Source organism: Nocardioides sp. P4_G4, assembly GCF_056401085.1.
The window spans coordinates 1-7,618 of sequence record NZ_JBFUKA010000138.1 but is presented as its reverse complement, the minus strand read 5'-3'; the positions used below and the strand labels follow the sequence as shown (position 1 = coordinate 7,618).

The following is a 7,618-nucleotide window of genomic DNA, read 5'->3' as shown; positions in this document are numbered from 1 at the left end:
GCGGCGCTGAGCGCCCGCGAGGCGGCCCGACCGGAGCCGGGCGGTCGGCCCCGCCGCTGGGCGGGCGTGCCCTCGGAGTGCAGGAGCAGGGCGACCATCCGGGCCGCGGCCTGCTCGAGCCGGCGGCGCGGCAGCGAACCGCCGCGGACGGCCCGAACGATCCCCGCGCGGGCGGCGGCCGGCGAGGGCGGCATCAGCAGCACGTCGTTGCCGGCCCGGAGTCCCTGCACGGCCGAGCGCGCGGCGTCGTACTGCTGCTGGACGCCGGCCATCGAGAGCGAGTCGGTGATCGCCAGCCCCTCGAAGCCGAGCTGCTCGCGCAGCACCCCGGTCACCATCGCCCGCGACATCGACGAGGGGACCCCGGGGTCGATCGCGCGGACGTCGATGTGTCCGACCATCACGGCGGGGACCCCCGCCTGGACGGCGGCGGCGAAGGGGGCGAGGTCGACGGCCGCGAGCTGCTTGCGGGTGCGGGTCTGCACCGGGAGCGTGAGGTGGCTGTCCTGCGGCACCGAGCCGTGGCCGGGGAAGTGCTTGAGCACCGGCACCACCGCGGCCTGCTCGATGCCGTCGACAGCGGCGGTGACCTGGGTGCTGACGGTTGCCACGTCGGACCCCGCCGAGCGGGACCCGATCGTGGGGTCTCCGGGACCGGACGTCACGTCGGCGTCCGGGGCGAACACCGCGTCGAAGCCGAGTCCCCGCAGCTCAGCGGCGCTCGCCCGGTAGGCCGCCGTGGTCACCCGGGGGTCGCCCGCGGCGCCCGCGGACATGAAGGTCGGGAAGCGGGTGGCGTCGCCCTTGACCCGCTCGACGATGCCGCCCTCCTGGTCCACGGACACGAACAGCGGCCACGGCCGGCGTACGGCGCGGTCCAGGGTCGCGTTGACCGACCGGATCTGACCGGTGGACGCGACGTTGTCGGCGAAGGCGATGACCCCGCCGAGGTGCAGCTGGCGCACCATCGCGACCGGGGCGGTCGTCCCGCTCCACTCGGCCACGATCACCTGGCCGGCCAGGTCCGCAAGGGACATCCGTCCGACCAGCCGGGCCGCCCGCTCGAGCTCGGGCCGCGTGGGCCCCCAGCCCTCGACCAGGCCCAGCCGCTCGGCCGGTGTGGGCGGCGTCGTCGCCTCTGCGCTCGGGCTCTCGCCGCTGGTGGAGGGCCGCTCGACCGCGGGGTCGCTGCTGCACGCGGAGGCGGTCAGCCCCAGCGCGAGCAGGACGGGTACGGCGCGGCGCAGCATCTCGTCAGTCTCTCAGCCGGGACGCCGCGCCCCCAATCCGTCAGCCGAGCGCCGCGCGCTGCCTCAGCTGAGCGCCGCGCGCTCCATCAGCCGAGCGCCTCGCGCTCAGCGGCGATGGTGGTGTCGTCGCCGTGGCCGGTGTGGACGACCGTCTCGTCGGGCAGCCGGAACAGCTGACCGCGGATCGAGTCCACGATGACGTCGGCGTCGCTGTAGGAGCGTCCGGTCGCGCCCGGCCCACCCTGGAACAGGGTGTCGCCGGTGAAGACGCAGTCGAGGTCGTGCACGTAGACGCACACCGCGCCGGGCGCGTGCCCCGGCGTGTGCAGGACCTTGAGCGAGGCACCCGCCACCTTGATCGACAGGCCGTCGGCGAGGTCGGCGTCCCACAGCTCGTCGGTGTGGGTGAGCTCCCACAGCGGCCGGTCGTCGGGGTGCAGCAGGATCGGCGCGCCGACCCGCTGGCGCAGCGCGGGCGCGACCCGGCAGTGGTCGTCGTGGGCGTGGGTGAGCAGGATCGCCTTCACCCGTCGGCCCCCCACCACCTCCAGGATCGCGTCCACGTCGTGGGGCGCGTCGATGACCACGCACTCCTCGTCGTCGCCCACGACCCAGATGTTGTTGTCGACCTCGTGCACCTCACCGTCGAGGGAGAATGTGCCGGAGACGACCGCGTGATCCACCCGCAGGCCGCCCATCAGAACGTCACCACCGAGCGCAGCACCGCACCGCCGTGCATCTTGTCGAAGGCCGCCTCGACGTCGTCGATGGAGATCTCCTCGGTGACGAACACGTCCAGGTCGAGCCGGCCCTGCCGGTAGAGGTCCACCAGCATCGGGAAGTCCCGCGACGGCAGGCAGTCGCCGTACCAGCTGGACTTGAGCGCACCGCCGCGACCGAAGACGTCGATCAGCGGGATGTCGGGGATCGTCATGTCCGGGGTCGGTACGCCGACGAGCACGACCGTGCCGGCCAGGTCACGGGCGTAGAACGCCTGCTTCCACGTCTCGGGACGACCGACGGCGTCGATGACGACGTCGGCGCCGTTGCCCCCGGTGAGCGCCTGGATGGCCTCGACCGGCTCGGACTCCTTCGAGTTGACCGTGTGGGTGGCGCCCATGTCGCGTGCCCAGCCGAGCTTGGTGTCGTCGATGTCGACGGCGATGATCGTCGAGGCGCCCGCCAGGGCGGAGCCGGCGATCGCGGCCATGCCGACGCCGCCGCATCCGATGACCGCGACGCTCTTGCCTCGGGTCACGTTGCCGGTGTTGATGGCGGCACCGAGACCGGCCATCACGCCGCAGCCCAGCAGGCCGACGGCGGCCGGTCGGGCCTCGGGGTCGACCTTGGTGCACTGGCCGGCCGCGACGAGGGTCTTCTCGGCGAAGGAGCCGATGCCCAGGGCGGCGGTCAGCTCGGTGCCGTCCTCGAGGGTCATCTTCTGGGTGGCGTTGTGGGTGGCGAAGCAGTACCACGGCTCACCGCGCTCGCAGGCGCGGCAGCTGCCGCACACGGCCCGCCAGTTGAGGACCACGAAGTCGCCCGGCGCCAGGTCGGTGACGTCGTCGCCCACGGCCTCCACGACGCCAGCGGCCTCGTGGCCGAGCAGGAACGGGAAGTCGTCGTTGATCCCGCCCTCGCGGTAGTGGAGGTCGGTGTGGCAGACACCGCAGGCCTGCACCGTCACCAGTGCCTCGCCCGGACCCGGGTCGGGCACGTTGATGGTGACCACCTCGACGGGCGCTCCCTTGGCCATCGCGACGACGGCCTTGACCTGCTGCATGTGCACTCCTTCGTGGGACCCCGGATCCGTGTGGACCACTGCTGGTGGGACGAGCCTTGCAAGCCTGCCAAACCGGATGCAACCCGCGTCCCACCGGTGGCGTCCTCCACACGAGCCGAGTGCAACACGATCGGCCACAAAGACGATTGGATGGGGGTGAGTCGGTGATCAGTGCACCGGGTGTCGTCACGGGAGATGTGGTGCGGACGAGCAGGGACGAGGAGTTCTCCTCCTACATGGCTGCCCGCCAGGCTGCCCTGCTGCGCACGGCCTACCTCCTCACCGGGGAGCGGGCCGCCGCCGAGGACCTGCTCCAGACCGCGCTGGCCAAGCTGTACCTGTCGTGGGACAAGGTCCGTGACCGCGGCGCACTGGACGGCTACGTCCGGCGGATCATGGTCAACGAGCACAACTCGCTGTGGCGACGGGCCTGGAAGCGGCGCGAGCACAGCACCGACGACATGCCCGAGCAGCCGGTCCTCGACGAGTACGACGACGGGCTCGGCGCCGCCCTGTGGTCCTACCTGCAGACCCTGCCGCCCAAGCAGCGCACGGTGCTCGTGCTGCGCTACTACGAGGACCTGTCCGAGGCCGAGATCGCCGACGTCATGGGCATCTCCCCCGGGACCGTGAAGTCCCAGGCCAGCCGCGCGCTGGCCGGGCTGCGTGCCCGCGCGCCCCGCAGCCTCGACCCCCGCCACACCGATCTCCGGGAGGAGGAGCGATGACCCACGACCAGGACCTGGCCCGCCGGCTCGGCGAGACCCTGCACCGGCGCGCCGACGCGCTCCACGACACCCCGCTCGACCTGCTCGACGTCCGGAGCCGCGCGACCTCGATCCGCCGACGCCGTGCCGCGGTCGCGGGCGTCGCGGTCGCCGGGATCATCGCCGCCGTCGTGGTCCCCCTGTCCCTGCTGCCCACCGGCGGCGACGGGCGGGGGCTGGACCTGCAGCCGGCAGACACGATCACCCCGATCACCGAGCCGGTGCCGCTCGACCCGCGCACGGCCCCGGAGGGCTCGGCTCCGCGGGTCCCGTACGTCGTCGTCGACGCCAAGCAGCTCGTCACCCCTGCTGCGACCTACGACCTCCCCGAGGCCTACCTCCAGATCGTCCCTGACGGCGACGGGGGCTGGGTCGCCGTCTCGGCCGGAACGCCCGAGACCGGCATCACGGTCGAGATGCTCGACAGCGACCTCGGTGTCACCGACGGGGCGGGCGGACCCACCAGCGGACTCGCGGTGCGCGAGGACGGCGGACACGTGGCGTACACCCAGTACGACGGAGTGGGCCGGTGGACGCTGCTCACCACGGCGCTGCCCCGGGTCGCGGACTACACCTACACGGAGGTGGCCACCCGCAGCAGCCAGGAGGCGGTCCACCGGCCGCTCGGCTACGTCTCGGACGACTCCGTCGTCGTCGAGGCGAGCGACCCGGACACGGGGCAGTACTCCTATCGGGTGGTCGCCGCCGACGGCACCATGACCGACTTCGGCGGCTTCAACCGCGTCGTGAGCACCTCGTCGGCGACCGGACTGGTCGCCGGGCAGACGGAGTACACCGGCGACGGCTCCTGCTCCGGCGTGCTCGACCCGCTCGCCGCCGACCCGGAGCTCGAGTGGGAGACGTGCGACCACGCGCTGGGTGCCTTCAGCCCGGACGGCGCGTACGTCGTCGGGCTGGCGCCGTACTACGACGGKATCGGGTCGCCCAGCGTCGGCATCCTGGACGCCGCCACGGGCGAGCCGGTGGTCGACTTCGTCGCCGGCAACGACCCCGAGTCCGCGGCCGCCGTCAACGACGTCGTCTGGGAGGACGCCACGACGTTGCTCGCCACGGTCACCCAGGGCAACGAGCAGTACGTCGTCCGCGCGACCATCGACGGGCGTGTCGAGCGGGTCGTCGGTCCGGCCCCCTCGCAGATGAGCACCGAGTACCGGTTCCCCACGCACCTCGTCGGCTGACGGGGCGCTGGGGCTCAGCCGATACGGATCGTCGGGAGGACGCTGGCCACGATCTCGTCGCGGTAGGCCGGCTTCTCGTCGTTGGCGAAGGTGAAGGTGACGTCGAGGCGCTCGCCGTCGACGAGCAGGGCGAACCTCTCGACGTACGTGCCGGGCTTGACCTCCCCGGCCACGTGGACCGCGGGCTGCTCGTCGATGACGACGTCGTCCAGGCGCTTCGCGGGCGACCTCCATCCCCTGTCCCGGACCGCGGCGGCACCCAGCTCCTCCAGGTCGGCGACGTCGCTGCCAGGTGTCGTGACCAGGCTGATCGAGGTGCCGGACACCCCGCGCGGGAAGGCGCCGTTCAGGGTGGGCAGGGGGTAGGGCGTGGGGTCCCAGTACACCGGCATGCGCAGCTGGGCCGCCGGGATCTTGATGACCGGTCCGCGCGCGGGGGCAGGGGGGACGGAGCCGGGCTCCGGCGCCTCGACGGACGTCTCGCCGAAGTCGACCGTCTCCAGCACGCTGGCGATCACGTCCTCGCGGTAGGCGGGCGGTTCGTCCTCGGCGAACTGGAAGGACACCTTGAGCTCGGTGTCGTCCAGGATCGTCCCGAAGTCCTCGCGGTAGGAGCCGTCCTTCCGCGCGCCGGCGAGGTGGTAGACCGGCTGGTCGTCGATGACGACGTCCTCGAGACGCCGGGCCCGCGGCGCCCAGTCCTTGTCCTCGAGCGACGCGTCCCCCAGCTCCTCCAGGGTGAACTGACCCAGGTTGGGGAACCGGTAGACCGAGACGTACGACCTCGTGAACGGGGGGTAGGCGGCCTGCCGGACGGCGAAACGGTCCGGGACCATCGACCAGACGACGGGCGCCTGCAGCCGCACTCCCTCGATCCTGAGCAACGGGCCCGCGGCCGCGGCCACCGCATCGGTGGACCCGCTCTGTGTTGCTGACTCCTCGGGGCTCGACGACGACTCCGCGGACGTCGGGTCGGGGCCGGGCACCGCGGGTGCCTCCTCGGTGTCGCCGCCACAGCCGGTCAGGGCGAGGCCGAGAACCACTGCTGCTGCCGCTGGACCCATGCGTGGTGTCACGGATTTCGCCTTCCGAGGGGACGAGGTCGTCGTTGCCGGGCACACTATGTCGCGAATGTGCGGACACCCGGGTTTGGGGTCCGCCTCTGCGGGGAACGAGCGTGACGCGGCGCGAGCCGCCCACACTCACATCTGTCCATCACCACATGGAGCCAAGGGGAGGCACACCATGGTCCTGCTAGCCGACGTCGGCGGCATCAGCGGCGTACGCAGCACGCTGAACTCCGTCAAGGTCCCACCGGACGTCATCAACGGGATCGTCGCGATCCTGGAGACGTCCCCCGACGACCTGGCGCCCAACCAGCTGCGTCCGGTCAAGGACGCCTGGTTCGGGTCGGCCTGGAGCGGTCAGTACCTCGGTACGCACACCACCAAGGCCCACCTGAAGCTGCAGAACTCGCTCATCGAGGCGGTGTCCGGCATCGCGGCGACGATGCAGGCCATGCAGGACTTCGACAAGGAGATCACCGGCAAGGACGCGGACTCCGAGGCGGCCGCCATGGCGCTGCTGCACCGCACCGAGCTCGCGGTCGACCAGATGGACGGCGACCGCCACACCCCGCCGGCCCAGGGCCCCGCCGACACCACAGGACGTGACGACTGATGGTCAGCCGCTACTACCGCGACCGCCTCCAGGCGGTCCTCGCCACCGCGGACGACGAGTCCATCTCCGGGGTCTCCACCAACTGGAGCACCCGGGCGGACTCCGTCGAGGAGCTCGCGGAGAGCCTGCGCAAGCACGGCGTGACCATCGACAGCGAGATCGATGGCCAGGCCGGTGCCGCCATGGTCGCCAAGTTCAACGAGATCAGCGAGAAGCTCGAGCTGGCCGCCGCCGACATGCGCAAGGGCTCGGGAGCCCTCGGTGCCGCCCAGACCGCGGCCTACGACGCCATCTCGGCGCGCAACGGCCTGCAGCTGTCGGGCCCGATGAACCAGCCGCCGACCAAGCCGGAGGGTCCCCTGCCGGGCCAGCAGCCCACGCCGAAGCAGGAGACGGCGATGGGTCAGTACAACTCGCAGATGACCACGTACCTGAACAACGAGCAGATGTACGAGGACAACGCGCGCAAGGCCCTCGAGGCGATGGACAAGGAGTACGAGGCCCAGGCCGAGGTCATGAAGGAGATCCACGGCGAGCCCGACCCGGTCGACGAACCCACGACGCCCGGCAACAGCACCCCGCCCTCGGGTCCCGTGACTCCTCCCGGGACACCGGGGACGCCCAACCCGACGCCGACGCCGACGCCCACGCCGACCCCGACTCCCACTCCTACGCCGACTCCCACCCCGACGCCGACGCCCACGCCGACCCCCACTCCTACGCCGACTCCCACTCCCACCCCGACGCCGACGCCGACGCCGACGCCCGAGCAGCCGACGTACAACCCTCCCCACGTCCCGGCCTACCACCCGGGCACCAACGTGACCGGTGGCACCGACGGCGGCTTCGACTACTCACCCGGCTCCTCGGGCTACACCCCGAGCGGCCCCGGCGCCTCGGCGGGTGGCGGCGGCGGTCTCGGCGGGACCGGGATGGCCG

8 protein-coding genes are annotated in these 7,618 nt (G+C 72.2%); 4 read left to right on the top strand and 4 right to left on the bottom strand.

What is annotated here, in order from left to right; translation table 11 throughout:
• From AC1DQF_RS20715 to AC1DQF_RS20705, 3 genes are all read right to left on the bottom strand, one after another.
• Positions 1-1,250: glycoside hydrolase family 3 protein (locus AC1DQF_RS20715; RefSeq protein ID WP_477527118.1), on the bottom strand; the 1,250-nt coding region annotated here is incomplete at its 3' end.
• 86 nt (positions 1,251-1,336) lie between these two features.
• Positions 1,337-1,948 carry an MBL fold metallo-hydrolase gene (locus tag AC1DQF_RS20710; RefSeq protein ID WP_477527117.1) on the bottom strand — a complete coding sequence of 204 codons (612 nt, stop codon included), beginning with the start codon at positions 1,946-1,948 and terminating at the stop codon, positions 1,337-1,339.
• The gene (locus AC1DQF_RS20705; RefSeq protein ID WP_477527116.1) at positions 1,948-3,033 is read right to left on the bottom strand and encodes an S-(hydroxymethyl)mycothiol dehydrogenase; all 1,086 of its coding nucleotides are present in this window, start codon (positions 3,031-3,033) and stop codon (positions 1,948-1,950) included. Before AC1DQF_RS20705 ends, AC1DQF_RS20710 begins: the two co-directional genes overlap by 1 nt.
• Positions 3,034-3,233: 200 nt before the next feature.
• On the opposite strand from AC1DQF_RS20705, the gene AC1DQF_RS20700 reads away from it, so the two are divergent.
• Together AC1DQF_RS20700 and AC1DQF_RS20695 are read left to right on the top strand one after the other, a co-directional pair.
• Positions 3,234-3,761: a SigE family RNA polymerase sigma factor gene (locus AC1DQF_RS20700; RefSeq protein WP_477527115.1), complete on the top strand. Its 528-nt coding sequence runs from the start codon at positions 3,234-3,236 to the stop codon at positions 3,759-3,761.
• Positions 3,758-4,999: a hypothetical protein gene (locus AC1DQF_RS20695; RefSeq protein WP_477527114.1), complete on the top strand. Its 1,242-nt coding sequence runs from the start codon at positions 3,758-3,760 to the stop codon at positions 4,997-4,999. Before AC1DQF_RS20700 ends, AC1DQF_RS20695 begins: the two co-directional genes overlap by 4 nt.
• A 14-nt stretch (positions 5,000-5,013) precedes the next feature.
• Here the strand turns inward: AC1DQF_RS20695 and AC1DQF_RS20690 are convergent, their stop codons facing one another.
• On the bottom strand, positions 5,014-6,075 hold the full coding sequence (locus tag AC1DQF_RS20690) for a hypothetical protein (protein WP_477527113.1): 1,062 nt from the start codon (positions 6,073-6,075) through the stop codon (positions 5,014-5,016).
• Between the two features lie 169 nt (positions 6,076-6,244).
• Between AC1DQF_RS20690 and AC1DQF_RS20685 the strand changes: the two genes are divergently transcribed.
• Positions 6,245-6,679, top strand: coding sequence for a hypothetical protein (locus AC1DQF_RS20685; RefSeq protein WP_477527112.1), 435 nt, complete (start codon positions 6,245-6,247; stop codon positions 6,677-6,679).
• Positions 6,679-7,618 (top strand): hypothetical protein (locus tag AC1DQF_RS20680; RefSeq protein ID WP_477527111.1); only part of this gene is annotated, 940 nt, incomplete at its 3' end. The genes AC1DQF_RS20685 and AC1DQF_RS20680, both read left to right, overlap by 1 nt.

What these genes read in the sequence shown, in the direction of transcription:
- AC1DQF_RS20685 (WP_477527112.1), top strand. Translation starts at nt 6,245, where the DNA reads ATGGTCCTGCTAGCCGACGTCGGCGGCATCAGCGGCGTACGCAGCACG.
- AC1DQF_RS20710 (WP_477527117.1), bottom strand. Translation starts at nt 1,948, where the DNA reads ATGGGCGGCCTGCGGGTGGATCACGCGGTCGTCTCCGGCACATTCTCC.
- AC1DQF_RS20705 (WP_477527116.1), bottom strand. Translation starts at nt 3,033, where the DNA reads ATGCAGCAGGTCAAGGCCGTCGTCGCGATGGCCAAGGGAGCGCCCGTC.